Source organism: Mucilaginibacter lutimaris, from assembly GCF_042676625.1.
GTDB lineage: Bacteria > Bacteroidota > Bacteroidia > Sphingobacteriales > Sphingobacteriaceae > Mucilaginibacter > Mucilaginibacter lutimaris.
Genome location: NZ_JBHTIA010000003.1, coordinates 1,148,568 through 1,161,705 on the forward strand (window position 1 = coordinate 1,148,568; position 13,138 = coordinate 1,161,705).

At 44.3% G+C, this 13,138-nt stretch carries 18 protein-coding genes and 1 tRNA gene; 5 read left to right on the forward strand and 14 right to left on the reverse strand.

Annotated elements, in window-relative coordinates; all coding sequences use genetic code 11:
* Nucleotides 1-33 precede the first annotated feature (33 nt).
* Together ACFQZI_RS06020 and ACFQZI_RS06025 are read right to left on the reverse strand one after the other, a co-directional pair.
* A complete protein-coding gene (locus ACFQZI_RS06020; protein ID WP_377141743.1) occupies nt 34-510 on the reverse strand; it encodes an SDR family NAD(P)-dependent oxidoreductase in 477 nt (158 codons plus the stop codon).
* Nucleotides 511-809: 299 nt separating this feature from the next.
* The gene (locus tag ACFQZI_RS06025) at nt 810-1,175 is read right to left on the reverse strand and encodes a hypothetical protein (RefSeq protein ID WP_377139751.1); all 366 of its coding nucleotides are present in this window, start codon (nt 1,173-1,175) and stop codon (nt 810-812) included.
* A gap of 494 nt (nt 1,176-1,669) precedes the next feature.
* Between ACFQZI_RS06025 and ACFQZI_RS06030 the strand changes: the two genes are divergently transcribed.
* From ACFQZI_RS06030 to ACFQZI_RS06040, 3 genes are read left to right on the forward strand one after another with little or no spacing between them, the layout of a single operon-like run.
* Nucleotides 1,670-2,215 (forward strand): Crp/Fnr family transcriptional regulator, encoded by a 546-nt coding sequence (locus tag ACFQZI_RS06030; RefSeq protein WP_377139754.1) that lies wholly within the window; start codon nt 1,670-1,672, stop codon nt 2,213-2,215.
* Between the two features lie 33 nt (nt 2,216-2,248).
* On the forward strand, nt 2,249-2,620 hold the full coding sequence (locus tag ACFQZI_RS06035) for a Crp/Fnr family transcriptional regulator (RefSeq protein ID WP_377139757.1): 372 nt from the start codon (nt 2,249-2,251) through the stop codon (nt 2,618-2,620).
* A complete protein-coding gene (locus tag ACFQZI_RS06040) occupies nt 2,617-2,823 on the forward strand; it encodes a hypothetical protein (protein WP_377139759.1) in 207 nt (68 codons plus the stop codon). Before ACFQZI_RS06035 ends, ACFQZI_RS06040 begins: the two co-directional genes overlap by 4 nt.
* A gap of 192 nt (nt 2,824-3,015) precedes the next feature.
* Here the strand turns inward: ACFQZI_RS06040 and ACFQZI_RS06045 are convergent, their stop codons facing one another.
* The 6 genes from ACFQZI_RS06045 to ACFQZI_RS06070 all read right to left on the reverse strand — a co-directional run bounded on the left by ACFQZI_RS06045 (nt 3,016) and on the right by ACFQZI_RS06070 (nt 7,825).
* A complete protein-coding gene (locus ACFQZI_RS06045) occupies nt 3,016-3,504 on the reverse strand; it encodes an oxidoreductase (protein ID WP_377139762.1) in 489 nt (162 codons plus the stop codon).
* A complete protein-coding gene (locus ACFQZI_RS06050; protein WP_377139765.1) occupies nt 3,492-4,130 on the reverse strand; it encodes an oxidoreductase in 639 nt (212 codons plus the stop codon). Before ACFQZI_RS06050 ends, ACFQZI_RS06045 begins: the two co-directional genes overlap by 13 nt.
* A gap of 86 nt (nt 4,131-4,216) precedes the next feature.
* Complete coding sequence (locus tag ACFQZI_RS06055) at nt 4,217-5,110, reverse strand: NmrA family NAD(P)-binding protein (protein ID WP_377139768.1); 894 nt, start codon at nt 5,108-5,110, stop codon at nt 4,217-4,219.
* 84 nt (nt 5,111-5,194) lie between these two features.
* Nucleotides 5,195-5,947, reverse strand: a complete 753-nt coding sequence (locus tag ACFQZI_RS06060) for a pirin family protein (RefSeq protein ID WP_377139771.1) — start codon at nt 5,945-5,947, stop codon at nt 5,195-5,197.
* A gap of 25 nt (nt 5,948-5,972) precedes the next feature.
* On the reverse strand, nt 5,973-6,917 hold the full coding sequence (locus ACFQZI_RS06065) for an NADP-dependent oxidoreductase (protein WP_377139773.1): 945 nt from the start codon (nt 6,915-6,917) through the stop codon (nt 5,973-5,975).
* 170 nt (nt 6,918-7,087) lie between these two features.
* Nucleotides 7,088-7,825 (reverse strand): helix-turn-helix domain-containing protein, encoded by a 738-nt coding sequence (locus tag ACFQZI_RS06070; RefSeq protein WP_377139776.1) that lies wholly within the window; start codon nt 7,823-7,825, stop codon nt 7,088-7,090.
* Between the two features lie 135 nt (nt 7,826-7,960).
* Here ACFQZI_RS06070 and ACFQZI_RS06075 point away from each other — a divergent pair, with 135 nt between their 5' ends.
* On the forward strand, nt 7,961-8,182 hold the full coding sequence (locus ACFQZI_RS06075) for a hypothetical protein (protein WP_377139779.1): 222 nt from the start codon (nt 7,961-7,963) through the stop codon (nt 8,180-8,182).
* 43 nt (nt 8,183-8,225) lie between these two features.
* Here ACFQZI_RS06075 and ACFQZI_RS06080 read toward each other — a convergent pair.
* From ACFQZI_RS06080 to ACFQZI_RS06105, 6 genes are all read right to left on the reverse strand, one after another.
* Nucleotides 8,226-8,310 (reverse strand) — tRNA-Ser (locus ACFQZI_RS06080).
* A 95-nt stretch (nt 8,311-8,405) separates the two neighbouring features.
* The gene (locus tag ACFQZI_RS06085) at nt 8,406-9,377 is read right to left on the reverse strand and encodes a YihY/virulence factor BrkB family protein (RefSeq protein ID WP_377139782.1); all 972 of its coding nucleotides are present in this window, start codon (nt 9,375-9,377) and stop codon (nt 8,406-8,408) included.
* 11 nt (nt 9,378-9,388) lie between these two features.
* Nucleotides 9,389-9,796 carry an acyl-CoA thioesterase gene (locus tag ACFQZI_RS06090; RefSeq protein ID WP_377139785.1) on the reverse strand — a complete coding sequence of 136 codons (408 nt, stop codon included), beginning with the start codon at nt 9,794-9,796 and terminating at the stop codon, nt 9,389-9,391.
* The gene (gene mltG / locus ACFQZI_RS06095; protein ID WP_377139787.1) at nt 9,796-10,815 is read right to left on the reverse strand and encodes an endolytic transglycosylase MltG; all 1,020 of its coding nucleotides are present in this window, start codon (nt 10,813-10,815) and stop codon (nt 9,796-9,798) included. Before mltG ends, ACFQZI_RS06090 begins: the two co-directional genes overlap by 1 nt.
* A 122-nt stretch (nt 10,816-10,937) precedes the next feature.
* Nucleotides 10,938-11,246: a rhodanese-like domain-containing protein gene (locus tag ACFQZI_RS06100; RefSeq protein WP_377139790.1), complete on the reverse strand. Its 309-nt coding sequence runs from the start codon at nt 11,244-11,246 to the stop codon at nt 10,938-10,940.
* Nucleotides 11,230-12,024, reverse strand: a complete 795-nt coding sequence (locus tag ACFQZI_RS06105; RefSeq protein WP_377139792.1) for a PASTA domain-containing protein — start codon at nt 12,022-12,024, stop codon at nt 11,230-11,232. Before ACFQZI_RS06105 ends, ACFQZI_RS06100 begins: the two co-directional genes overlap by 17 nt.
* A gap of 240 nt (nt 12,025-12,264) precedes the next feature.
* Here ACFQZI_RS06105 and ACFQZI_RS06110 point away from each other — a divergent pair, with 240 nt between their 5' ends.
* Nucleotides 12,265-13,128, forward strand: a complete 864-nt coding sequence (locus ACFQZI_RS06110) for an STAS domain-containing protein (protein WP_377139795.1) — start codon at nt 12,265-12,267, stop codon at nt 13,126-13,128.
* The last annotated feature ends 10 nt before the right edge of the window (nt 13,129-13,138 follow it).

Here is a 13,138-nt window from a genome sequence, read left to right on the forward strand (position 1 = left end):
CAAACTGCCACCTTTAAAAAAAAAGAATCATTTTTACCACGGTGTAATTCCATGATCGCTTAAAAAATGGCCTGTTGGTCCCTCGTTACCCATCGTGGCATATTTCACGATCGGTGCTGCCCCGTCAGCTACAGGCTTATGACCTTGGTTAAAATTGAAGGCGGTCTTGGTATACCCAGGGTTCACGCTGTTGACTTTAAAAGCAGTATGCCTGAGTTCATAGGCCAACAGAACGGTATAAGCGTTCAGTGCCGTTTTGCTGGAATTATAGGCGGTTAACTTGGTATGATAATGTTCATAAGCCGTATCGTTGTGAAGACTTAAAGAACCAAGGTCACTGGAAACGTTGACGATACGTGGCGCCGCTGATTTTTTAAGTAGCGGGAGAAATGCCTGGGTTGTCTGTATCACGCCAAAGAAATTGGTATCATATACTTTACGGATGTTCTGCATCGTAACATTACTGGCATCCTGCGGGAAGTCTCCCGGGATACCCGCGTTGTTGATCAGCGCATCTAACTGGTCGACGTTGAGGCAAGTTCTTGTGCTGCCTTATGCACCGAATCTTCATCGGTCACATCGATCTTTAAGTACTGGACGTGATTGCAGCCAGCTTTTTTTAATTCAGAGACCGCCTTTTCACCGCGATCAGCGTCGCGGCTGCCGATGAATACCGAATATTATTCCGCCAACAATTGTTTAGCGGTCTCGAAGCCGACTCCTTTGTTGGCTCCGGTAATGAGTGCTGTTTTCATTTGATAAATTTTTTATGTGATGTTACGTGATATTTTACAAGCTGTTTTGAAGATTTAAATAGCTACGGTAGATCTGTTGAACTCCGAAATGGATCTTTCCTGCATGCCGCTATTGCTTTGCACAGGTGATGCCGGGAATTGTGCGCCGACAAGATCGCCAGTCTCCAGGTCATGCTTAGAAATATTCATTGCCTGCTTCAGCATCCTTGTGATAAATCGCATCAACACGAACCGGATGAAAAGCCTGGCAAAAAAGTTCTTAGGAACTGCCCTGTAGGTCCATTCAATTCTTGTAGTGTGCTCATCGAGGCTGGTAAAGAACCATTCACCTTCTACACGCTCTGCGGTATATTTAAGCGCCGGTGAAGTGAACTCTTCGTTCTTGTATGCAAATGTGTTGGGTGCTTCCCATTTCTGCATGGTCTCTTTTGAAGTTGTGCCATCATTGAAATATATTGTTCTGCTCAGGCCGGCCTGATTCCAGTCTGCATCAACGCTGGTGCCGGAAATTCCTGCGATTGGTCCGGTACCGGGAAAAATGCGAGGCAGGTAGATCGGTGCTATGTAATCGAAAGCTTGAGCTATCGGAACTTTCACAGTAGCAATGATCGTAGAGTGTGGGTTTTTTCGGGTTTCCTGTCTTTTAGTTAGTGTTTTCATTTTTAATGTTTTAAAATTTTAAGAATGATGTTGTTCAATGCGACGATACAAATGTGAGGAGAACCCTGCCGATACCATTTGCCATTTGGCAAATAGCGATCAACTGCGAAAAAAAATATTTACCGGTTTACGATCGGATATAGCTTGCATTTTAAGATAGGCGTTTTTGCCATTTGGCAAATGCTATTCACAGATCGCACTGCATTTTTGTACAGAAGGGAAAGATCCTTTGATTTTTAACATTATCAATTTCCATGAAGACACTTATTGATCACTTGCTTTTGTTCGATGACCTGAATGATTGGCAGATCGAGCTTATCGAAACCGTCACGCACCGTATGAGACTTAAAGAAGGCAGTTATTTTACCGAGCCCGGTCATACCTATCCACAACTTGCTTTCATAGAAAGTGGCGTACTTCGGTACAATTATTATAATCGGAAAGTGGAAAACATCACCAGTAGCTTCATAGAAGAAGGCAATTTCATTGCCGGTACGGGATCATTACCTATTGCGTTACCACAATCTGAATTTATACAGGCAGTGACGGATTGTACGCTTCTTGTTATCGGAAAAGATGCCCTCGAACAAATTTCCGCGACAGTCACCAACTGGGGAGCCATCCTTAAAAAGATATTGCAAAAAGCCACAACAGCACGCCAAAAGCGCAGCATTGGCATTACCGAGGCAACCGTTCCACATGAAGAGGCAGAAAGGTACCTGCACACATTTGAAGGTCTGAATAAGCACTTGACCTTGCAACAGATCACGCCCTATTTTACGATGCCAGGCAGTAATTAAAAGTATTTATCTTATCAGAAACACTTTAGATCGATGGAAGCACTGATCAATTATCTTCTGTTATTCGGAGATCTTAATGAGCAACAGAAGCAATTTATCATCAGTAAATGCAAAATACGCCATATCAAAAGCAACGCATACTACCAGGAAGCAGGTAAAACCCCTGATCAGTTCGCCTTTTTGATAGACGGTGTTCTCAGGGTCAGTTATTATAACGATAAAGGTGATGAAATAACGAAATACTTTCTGGATGAAGATCATTTTGTCGTTGACCTTGATAGTTATAATCAACGCAAGCCGTCAGCAGAGTATATACAAGCTATTACTGACTGTACTTATGTCACCTTGTCTCGGGAGGCGCTGAAGGAACTATCTGATACGATCGTAGAGTGGATGGAATCATGAATAAGATCATTTCCAAAGCGCTTGTTGAAAAGGTGAGTAAGATCAGTATGATGATGGCCGAGGACGCCACGGAACGTTATCTGAACTTCTTTGGCCGGTTCCCTAAACTTGCCAACCGGATCCCGCTTTCTTACCTGGCGTCTTACCTTGGCATCACCCAGTCTTCACTAAGTAGGATCAGAAGAAGTACTTCAGGAAAGTGATTAGCAGATCATTTGGGACCTATACATAAGTGAGCGTGCGTGTGAATAACGCAAGTATTTTCGAATTAAGGATCGACCCTGATAACAACAACGCCACCCGGCGATGCAGATGGCTTTGTTTTTGTTCGAAATTGTTTCCTGTCGTTTAGCAGATACACCGTTAAAACTTTATTTAATTGCGGAAATGAAGTTTTAATCCCCCTTAGCTGCCACAGTCGCTATGAATTTTTCGTTGAGAAAAGGGTAGTCGATGTAACCTTCTTCGCCGCCACCGAACATCGTCGCACGGTCAGGCTGATTAAGTTCGGCGTTCAGTTCGAATCGTTTTGGCAGGTCAGGATTTGACAGGAAGAGCGTCCCGAAAGAGACCATCTTGGCTATTCCTTTCTCCAATTCTGCCTCGGCATTACTCTTGTCGTAACCGGCATTCGCAATGACCGTTTGACGGATCTTATTTCCGAAATACTCCAGTTCATCGTCAACCGGGTAGTGTGATGGTGAAGGGAAATAAGGACTGCGTTTCATGAGTTCCACATAAGCAAAGTCAAGTCCGTTCAACTGTTCGATCAGGTAGGTATAGGTCGCAGCCGGATCGTCAAGCACCATATCTCCGTAGGGATGGAAAGCTGATAATTTGATGCCTACTTTATCGCCGCCGACCGCACTGATCAGTGCTTGCATGACCTCCAGTACGACCGGACTTTGTTAGGTATACTGCCACCATATCCATCGGTCCTTTGATTGGCACTCTCTGCCAGGAACTGACTGGGCAGATAACCACTGGCGGCATGGAGTTCGACCCCGTCGAAGCCGGCTTCGATCGCGTTTCTGGCCGCTTGTGCATAATCTCGCACAGTTTCATTGATCTCAGCGATAGTTATCTCCTGAGGCGTTTCGTAATCTTTCAATCCCTGCGACGTGAAATGCTGCATGCCTCGGATGGACAGGGGAGATGGTGCCAAAGGCAGTTTTCCATTGCGATCCAACGAGTGGCCGGCGCGGCCGGTATGCCAGAGTTGAGCTACGATCAAACCACCTTGCTCATGGACCGCTTGCGTTACTCTTTTCCAGGCCGCAATTTGCTCATTAGTATAAATACCCGGTGTTAAAGGACTGCCGGTGGCTTCTTCACTGATGCGGATCGCTTCGGTAAATATCAATCCGGCACTAGCTCTTTGGCTGTAATATTCAACCGTCATGTCTCCTACGATACCATTGACATCCGCACGGCTTCGGGTCATGGCGGACATAATCATGCTGTTTTTTAGGATCAGCTTCCCTAATTGTGTTTTTTCAAGTAATTTCATGATAGTTCCTTATTTAAATTGTTATTGATACAAAGTTCTTTTGTTCCTCACAGAGGAACTTGTATCAGAACACTATTGTAATTTGTTTAATTGCGATATGCTGGTAGATAAACCTCGTTCACAAATTCTTCTGCCGTAGTAGGAGAAGTGGAACGTTCATCCCGCTCCTGGTAATTCATGAAGCCCGTCTTGATCGCAGTCCCCATTTCAAGCAGGTTGTCGACGGAATCCGCTGAAAAGCCATTGCCCAAAAATGTTTGTTTCATCTGCGCCACCGGTACCTGTACGTATGGTAGTTCCGGCTGACCGATCGCTTGACCGATAATGTGTGTGAATTCGCGGTAAGTATAGTTCCGAGGTCCCATGACCGCATGCACACTTTTGCCGGTAAAGTCAAGGGCAGCTAAATGTCGTGCGGCTATTTTTGCCACATCTTTGGTCGCGACCATTGGTATCGCATGGTCGCCATCAGCTACGGTACCATTGATGTTCATTTTCTTGACCAGGCCTATCGTTCTCAGGAAGTTCTCCATAAAATAAGCGGAGCGGATATGCAGCACGTTCACATTTTCCAATTGGTTGAGCCTGACCTCCTGCTCACCGGTCCCGGCCATGATACCGTTGCCTTCATGCATATGAGAACCAAGGCTGCTCATATTGACGATGTACTTAATTCCCGATCTTTCGATCGCTTCAATCAGCTTAGTTGTTACGTCTCGCTGAAAATCCCTGGTGTTTTCCGCCTTTACATTATCGGGCATCAGTACGAACGCGCTGTCCGAATTGCTGAATGCCTGCGTAATAGCCTTGATATCCGTGATGTCAGCAGAGATGACCTCTGCCCCCTGGTCACGGTAAGTGCTTAGTTTTTCCGTGTGTCTGGCGATCAGGGTAACCTGATGACCTTCCTTCAATAGGATTGCTGCGATCTTGCTGCCTACCGTTCCGGTGGCTCCGAGTATTACTATTCTCTTTTTCATTTCAATGATGTTTTGTTGTTGATGTATGATGCAAATTTGCAGTGATCCGATCCGGGAAACTTGTATCAGAACACTGTTCTGTATTTACAGATGCAGGTTACCGCTGTACATGCCTCTGTCGTAATGAGCTGCAGTTGTCCGCGTAATGAGCAACACGATATCGCTGGTTCTGGTCGCCTGGAATTCTGCCAGGCCTGTCTCCAACAGTACGCTTTCGCCTTTGGTAAGGGATAGTTCTCCGTCAACGTTTACTTCCCCCTCGAACAGGTAGAAGAGATAGGTACAGTTCGTTGCCGGTGCTTCCGGCAGGCCGATCTGCTCGCCCTTTTCCAGCCGCAGGTCCATTACCCAGGTATCGCTCCGAAATTGAAGCGGTACATCAGCATCTTTACCGGCGATCGTGCGCCAGTGGTTAACGCTATGGGGCTCCTTTAATTGAGCGAATTGAACACCAGATGGCAGATCTGCTGTCTCCGGTCGGATGAATATTTGCAGAGCTTCCAAAATACCGCCTTCCTCCAGCACCTGCTCTTCATGATAAAAGTTTGCGCCGGCGTTCATCAGCATCAAATTATTATTTGATATTTTACCTGTATTTCCTTCCGAATCTTTGTGATCGACACTTCCGCTGCGCAGATAGGTCAAGATCTCATCATTTTGGTGCGGGTGCATCGGTATCAGTGTTCCGGGGTTGATCCGCGCGTGGTCGATCCGGCCGATGGTGGAAAATCCGGTATCCGGCAGTGCCGGTTTGATAAGACCGGGATATAAGATCTGCACGCCGAACTCGCCATGTTGCTTACCATACTTCAGCGAGTTTGCTATTTTTGTGATCATCCTTTTTATTTTTTGTCGTTTATCCTTATGCGATCTCTACCACGATCTTGCCCACATAGCCTCCTCGTTCGGCATATTCATAAGCTTGCTGATATTCGCTGAACGGGAATACCTTATGGATCTCGATCTCCAGTCCACTGTTTATGGCGTCTAGCAGCATATTGGTATACTTAGTGGACGGGGCTGAGAGGATGACCTGATGCTTTTTGCCGGTGAATAGGTTGTTGAGCAGTGAGCCTGGTATCTCTATGGGCTTGGGTGTTGCGTTCAGAAAAACAGCTTTGGGATTCATGATCGGCTTCGCTTTCTGATAGCCCATCTTTCCTGAAAGATCGATCACGATGTCATAGGTTTCCTTGCTGGTCAGCACATTCTCGGCCGTATAGTCGATAACGGTAGCGGCACCCCAATCTTTTGCATAGGTAGTTCCTTTGCTGCCGGTAACTGCGGTCACATCTGCTCCCTTAGGCCTCAGCAATTGTAGAAGGAACATGCCGAAACTGCCGGTCGCTCCATTGATCAGGATCTTTGTCTGTGTACCTATGTTACCCATTTTCTCTAAAGCGGTCACCGCGGCGGTCCCGGCGACCGGTATCGCGGCAGCTTGCGCAAAGCTCAAGTTCTTTGGTTTCTTCCAAACCAAAGAAGCAGGTAGAGTGATGTATTCCGCAGAAACACCTTCCTTCATAATGTTTTGCACTACACCGAAAACTTCATCCCCGACCTTTAGCCCACGAACCTCGGCGCCAATGCCTGCTATGATGCCGGAAAGGTCAGTGCCTGTCCGTTTGGGGAATTTTGAGCCTGACATCAGGGTCATTTCTCCTTTCCTGATCTTCCAGTCCATGGGATTGATAGAAAAGGCTTTGACCTGGATCAGGATCTGATCGGGGCGGATGCCGGGTTTGGGTTGTTCGACCATCTGCAAAACATTGGTATTTCCGAATTGATGATAAACTACAGCTTTCATGATATTATTTTTTTAATTGTTTAAAATGATATCACAAAATTGCGGACATGCGCAGCGGGAAACTTGTATCAGATAACTGTATTGCGGAAGATCGGCACTTCGATAAAAAAAACAAAAAAGGCATCTTCATAGCGAAGATGCCCTTGTATAACTGGTCAGTAAAAATGTGGTCAGTGAATCTCGATCAGGTCGCTGTTAAATTTTAAAGCCTTAGGCGGCATACCGAACATCTCGTACATGTATTTGTTGAGTTGCGGCAGGTCATAAAAACCGGTATCATAGGCGATCTCGGTCAGGCTGCGGTCTTTTTCTGTAAGCGTTAAATAAATGGCCTGACGTAATCTCGTCCATAGCAAATACTTCGATAGACTGCTTCCGGTTTGTTGCTTAAACAGTGCGGCCAAGCGGGAAGGAGACAGATAAACAATGTCGGCAAACGTTTGGGGTGCTATTTGCTGCTCTGCATAGTTAGCGTTGATATATTCGACTATTTTAGTGACCCTTTCATCGTAATCAACGGGCGGCAATTTGGCCAGTACGGCGTCGATGATGTGACCTATAGCCAGACTGTCTTTCGGCGTTTGAAAAAAGGAATTGGTCTCCGATGGTGAATAAAAAACAATGCAATCCTCATTATCCTGAAACCTGCCAGCCAATTCCAGTCCGACCGTTGAGTAAGGCTCAATATTCAGAACATTCAAGGTCCCATTCTCTGCTACGCAAAAATGAGGGACCTGTGGTTTGATCAAAAAGCCATGTATGCGTTCAAATAGTGTACCATTGATCGTGGAATTAAAAGGGGTATCATTAGATAACACGATTTGGTAAGCAGAATGGTGATGGATCTCGACGGTAAGGTTTCGGGCTTTCAGGGCGAGGATGAACGGATTATTAGCCAGTTTTTTCATGCAGGTTTTGATTATCCGGTAAATTGGGTGGATAACGGTTAACCGAATTTAACGATGATCGGCCAGATATCAATAACCAAAGGTTTTAATTATAAATTTGAGTCTAAAACTTAATGATCGCTCATTAAACAACATATGACAGCTTTGGAACAATACATCGCTGGGTGGCGCCTTCAAGATACAGCCACAATTCTTTCAGCCCTGACGCCAAATTGCGTTATTATCGAAAGTTTCGGATCTGTGTACTGTGGGCATGAAAAAGTTTCACAATGGATAAAAGACGCAATGAATGACGCAATAGAGTTTTGCGATTATATGCGAGTTTTGGTAGGTAATAACAAAGAAAAAGCCCTTTAATCTTGCAATTAAAGGGCTTTCCTTACTTTTTAAATGTGTTTTGCGGAGAGTTAGGGATTCGAACCCCAGGACCTGTTACAGTCAACAGTTTTCAAGACTGCCGCAATCGACCACTCTGCCAACTCTCCGGGGACAAAAGTACAAATCCGGGGCGAATTGCCAAATTTGATATTAACTTTTTTTTAATTAATTGTAATGGGCTGATTGCCATTGTATTATTTACTTAAACTGTCGGTTTTTTGGTGCGAAAGGTGTTATAACGCGGTTTTTCGATGCGAATTGTACGCTTGGAAAGGTCAACACTGGCGTTTAATTCGAACCCGATGAGCAAAATCATAGAGTTTAGGTAGAGGTATATCATTACTACTATAAGGGTGCCGATGGCTCCATACACTGTATTGTACGATGAAAAGTTATTGGTGTAATAAGTAAACCCTACTGATGTTAGTATTGCCAGTGATGTAGCCAACACCGAGCCGGGGTTAATAAAATTCCACTTGCGTTTGTTAGACGGCCCGTAACGGTACAAAATACAAATGCTTACAAAGAATATCACCAGGATAATTATCCAGCGCGAAAACGCTATCATCCAAAACCAAAACTCAGCATCGCTATTTAACTCCCGTTTAATGAAATAAATAACCGATTGCCCGGCAGTCATGATTATGATGGAGATCAGCAAAGCTATACTGATCATTACTGTGAGCAGCAGCGCTACAAACCTGCGCTTTAACCAGCTACGGGTTTCCAATATCAACGACGATTTATTGAACGCCTGCATCAGGTTGCTTACGCCATTGGTTGCAAAATATAGCGCCGTTATAAAACCTATTGAGAGTAGCTTGCCATTCTGATGCTTAATAATATCGGTAATGGTGCTCTTGAAGGCCAGGTAAGCGTTTGTAGGCATTATCAGCGCGAAGAGGCTAAGCAGGTTGTCCTGGAAACCCTTCACCGGTATATAAGCTATCAGTGTAAATAAAAATATAATAGCCGGAAAAAGCGCCAGCATAAAGTTATATGCCAATGCTGCCGCACGGTTTGCCAGTGATGTTTTCTGAATTTCGAGAATAAAAAACACAATTACCGTATACAAAGGCAGCGGCCTGAAACCGGGGATATAAACCGTTCGGGCCCAGTCGGTAAGGTATTGGTAAAACTTAAAGTGTAATAAAAATTTATGAGCCCATTTCATTGTGGTTAAAATTACTCAAAAAAAGGCTTTAGTTTTTCAATAAAATCGGCAGGGGGCAGGCAGGGGCGGTTGGTTTTCATGTTAATAAAGGCCAGCATCGTTTCGCCAAGGTGTATCAGTTCTTCACGTTCGTTAAACAACTCGTAACTGAAATGGATCTTTACGCCGGGCATTTTATCCATAATTACCTTTACGGTTATCTCCTCGTCGTAACGGGCGGGTTTAAGGTATTTACACTTCATTTCCAGCACGGGCATCATTACACCCTGGGCTTCCATGCCGGCGTAAGTTAGGCCAAGGCTCCGCAGCATTTCCACACGGCCTACTTCAAAAAATTCGGCGTAGTTGCCATAGTACATATAGCCCATTTGGTCGGTTTCGCCGTAGCGCACCCTAATTTTTGTAGCATTCTGGAACATTAGCGTTTAATATTCCTGTCGTTAAGTGCCTGCTGAAATGCTTTGGCGTTTATCCTGTGTTCGGCTTCATTAGTAGCAAAAGCATGGTTACCGCTAAAATCCGCCTTGGCGCACATATACAAATAATCGGTTTGCTTATGGTTTAACACAGCGTCTATTGCTGCTACAGATGGCATCATAATAGGTCCCGGGGGCAAGCCTTTATACATGTAAGTATTATATGGCGAATTAGTAATTAAATCGCGGTTAAGCACACGCTTAATGGTAAAATCGTTCACCGCGAAGATGACGGTAGGGTCCGACTGTAGCTTCATGCCTTTGTTAAGGCGGTTGAGGTATAGGCCTGCAATAGTAGGCATCTCGTCGTCGTGTAAGGCCTCTGCGTCTACTATTGATGCTAAGACAGAAACCTCCTGGGGGATAAGTTTCAGCGCTTCGGCTTTTTGCTTGCGCTCAGGTGTCCAAAATTTTTGGTAATTGGCATACATGCGGGCAAAGAACTTTTCGGCAGATGTATTCCAATATATCTGGTACGAGTTAGGAATAAATACCGTGTAAATGTTATCGGCTGTAAAGCCGTGCTGCTTTGCAAACTTTGCCGAATCCAGCAAACGCAATATTGAAACCGAATCGGCCTCTATCTTCTTAGACACAAATCCCGCGAATTGATCTTTTAGCCTGATATTATGGAAAGATAGCGTAACCGGTTCCTGGTTGCCAGATTTTAGCATGTTAATAAAGTTGCGGTTACTCATGCCGCTTTTAAGGCGGTACTTTCCCGGCTTTACTTTCACAAACTTCATGCTCTGAGCAGCCTGTATAAATGATGTAGTGTCTTTTACTATGCCTTGCGAGGTGATGCTTTTAAAAACATCATCAAGATTTGAACCTGTTTTAATGTACAGGTATTCTTGCTTATCGGTTACGTTTGGCCCAAAAAACCGCAGGTAATAAAATATGCCGGTGCCGGCCAATGATAATACGATGATGACTACCAGCGCTATCCAAAATTTCTTCATGTTATGTTTAGGTAGATGTGTTGTTAATGTTTATTTTGCCTCACCTAAATCCTCTTTAAAGGAGAAGTACTTCAATCTCCTTCTTTGGAATCTCTTCGGAGAGGGCAGGGTGAGGCTCTTATTTATTTAATATTCAATTTTTGCAGGGCTTTCAGGCCGCCTCTAAGGTTCAGCACATTGGTAAAACCGTTTTCGGCCAATATAGCTTGCGCCGTTTGGCTTCTGATGCCCGCACTGCAAATAACGATTATCTCGTCGGTTTTGTTGTAGCTTAAATTGTTAATATTATGCTCCAATTTGTTCACCGGCATGTTTTTACCGCCAATGTTAAAGGTATGGTATTCTATAGCTTCCCGAACATCGAGCAGGTTAATAACATCGCCGCGTTGTAAGCGCTGCTGTAACTCTACAGCGTTAATTTGCTGGGCCATTATCTGCTTTACCTTGCGATACCGTTAAATTAATGCGTGTGCCGATGCTGGTTTTGCTTAACGAATCGCTCCGCATTGGCGATTGCGAAACCACCACTACGTTTGTAGAATCGCTTATAGAGCCTTCGTAAGTAATGGTACCTACTGTTAAACCAGCTCCTTTTATGGAAAACTTGGCCGCGTCAAGATCAAGGTTTATCAGCTCGGGTATCTCTACTTCGCTCGCGCCTTCGCCGTTACCAAGCACCAGGTCAAGCTTAGAGCCTTTAGGTATCTTGGTGCCGGGCTTTATGATCTGCCCGCCAAAACGTACTTCAAGTACGCGGTCCCGCGCAATATCAGACCGGTAGGTGGTGTCGCCCACCTTTAAGCCATAATTAGATAAGATGGCTACAGCTTCGCGGTAGATGCTTTGCTCGGTGGTAATATCAGGCAGGGAAACATTTGGGGCAAGTTGGGTAACCATCGTAAGGTATATGGTACGGTTTTCTTTAACGTTAGTGCCCGCATCAGGGTCCTGCTCTACAATTGTACCGGGCGCCTGGTCTGGCACGTAAACCGAATCTATTTTGAAATTAAAACCTTGTTCTTTAAGCAGTTCCATAGCCCTGTCAACATTAAGGCCCTTTAGTTTTGGAACAGGAATGCCCTGGCCATGGCGTGTGTACGAGCTAAGGCTGAAGAAGGCTATCAAAACAATGCTTATAACAGTTGCTATAACCAATAATATAGTGTTTCTGAATTGCCTGGTTTTTAAATAAGCCCAAAAATTACTCATGTTTTTGCTTAGGAAATTTAACCTCAAACATAGGGATTTGATTTCGGATTTCGAATTTCCAATTTTGGCTTGGAAAGGAGGAAGCGTTAAACAAAATGATAATAAGCTACTTGTGATAGTACCGTTTGTTATACAGATAATATATTTTGTAATACAATACCTAATTTATACCTTTCACCATTAATTCAACTTTGTCAAGTTTGGATCTTATAGTTTAATTTTAACCTGTATCCTTCATCCATGTCACTAAAAACTCATCAATTGCTAAAAAACAAGAAAAAGAACATCCTTGAACTGTGGATGAAGAACCAGCTGGCAGACGAAGGTTTGCGCGAAGACTTAATTAGTAACGACGAATTAAGAAGCCAGTCTGAAGAGCTTATTAACGCGTTAGTAAGTAATTTATCAGGCGAAAACTTTACAGATCTTGATTCGGACGAGTGGAGCCCGGTTATTGAAATATTGGGAGGCATTGCCATTACGCGTGCCCGCCAGGGTTTTAGCCCCCGCGAGACAGGTAACTTCGTATTTTCATTGAAGGAAGCCATCCTTGAAATTTTACAGCAAGAAGTAGCAGATGATGCCAAATTGCTGTTTACCGAAAGCCAAAAGATAAACCGCCTGATGGACAACCTAAGCGTGGTTACTTTTGAAACTTTTATAAAAGGCCGAGAAGAAGTTATATTACGCCAAACGGATGAGATCACCGAGATATCTACACCCGTTATTCGCGTGTGGGAGGGCATACTTGCTTTACCTATTATTGGTACATTGGATAGCGCGCGTACACAAGTTGTGATGGAAAACCTGTTACAGGAAATTGTAGAAACAGGTTCAAGCATAGCTATTTTAGATATATCGGGCGTGCCTGCTGTAGATTCACTGGTGGCTCAGCATTTAATAAAAACCGTAAGCGCTACCCGTTTAATGGGTGCGGAGTGTATAATAAGCGGTATACGCCCGGAGATTGCACAAACGGTGGTACATTTAGGTATCGATCTTTCAAACATTATTACCAAGGCAACATTGGCCAGCGCATTGGCTTATTCATTTAAAATAATGCGGTTAGAGGTTAGAAAGATAAATACCGTTTCAAAAAATTAATTTCCTAAGC